At 43.7% G+C, this 254-nt stretch carries 1 protein-coding gene; it reads right to left on the minus strand.

The features are described 5' to 3' along the window. Positions 1-254: 50S ribosomal protein L11 methyltransferase (locus AAEZ03_RS28220; RefSeq protein ID WP_350583257.1), on the minus strand; the 254-nt coding region annotated here is incomplete at both ends.

The raw sequence follows: 254 nt of genomic DNA on the forward strand, positions 1-254 counted from the left end.
GGCTGATACGCAGCAGTCACTTCTTCAGTTTGTGACTCGATTAAGCCGGCTAACACGATACGACTTTTTGGTGCCATTAAGGTAACAAAATAAGGTGCTAAGCCAATCAGTGGCTTGGCTAAAATATTGGCGACCATCACTTCTACAGGTTTAACGTCGTGTTGTTTCCAATAATCAGTAAAGTCTTCGGGTAAAAATGCTTGCAAGCGATCATCGACATGATTGCGTACAGCATTTTGATTGGTCGCCAGCAC

Origin of the sequence: Pseudomonas sp. HY2-MNA-CIBAN-0224 (assembly GCF_040310285.1) — a bacterium.
Lineage (GTDB): Bacteria > Pseudomonadota > Gammaproteobacteria > Pseudomonadales > Pseudomonadaceae > Aquipseudomonas > Aquipseudomonas helleri.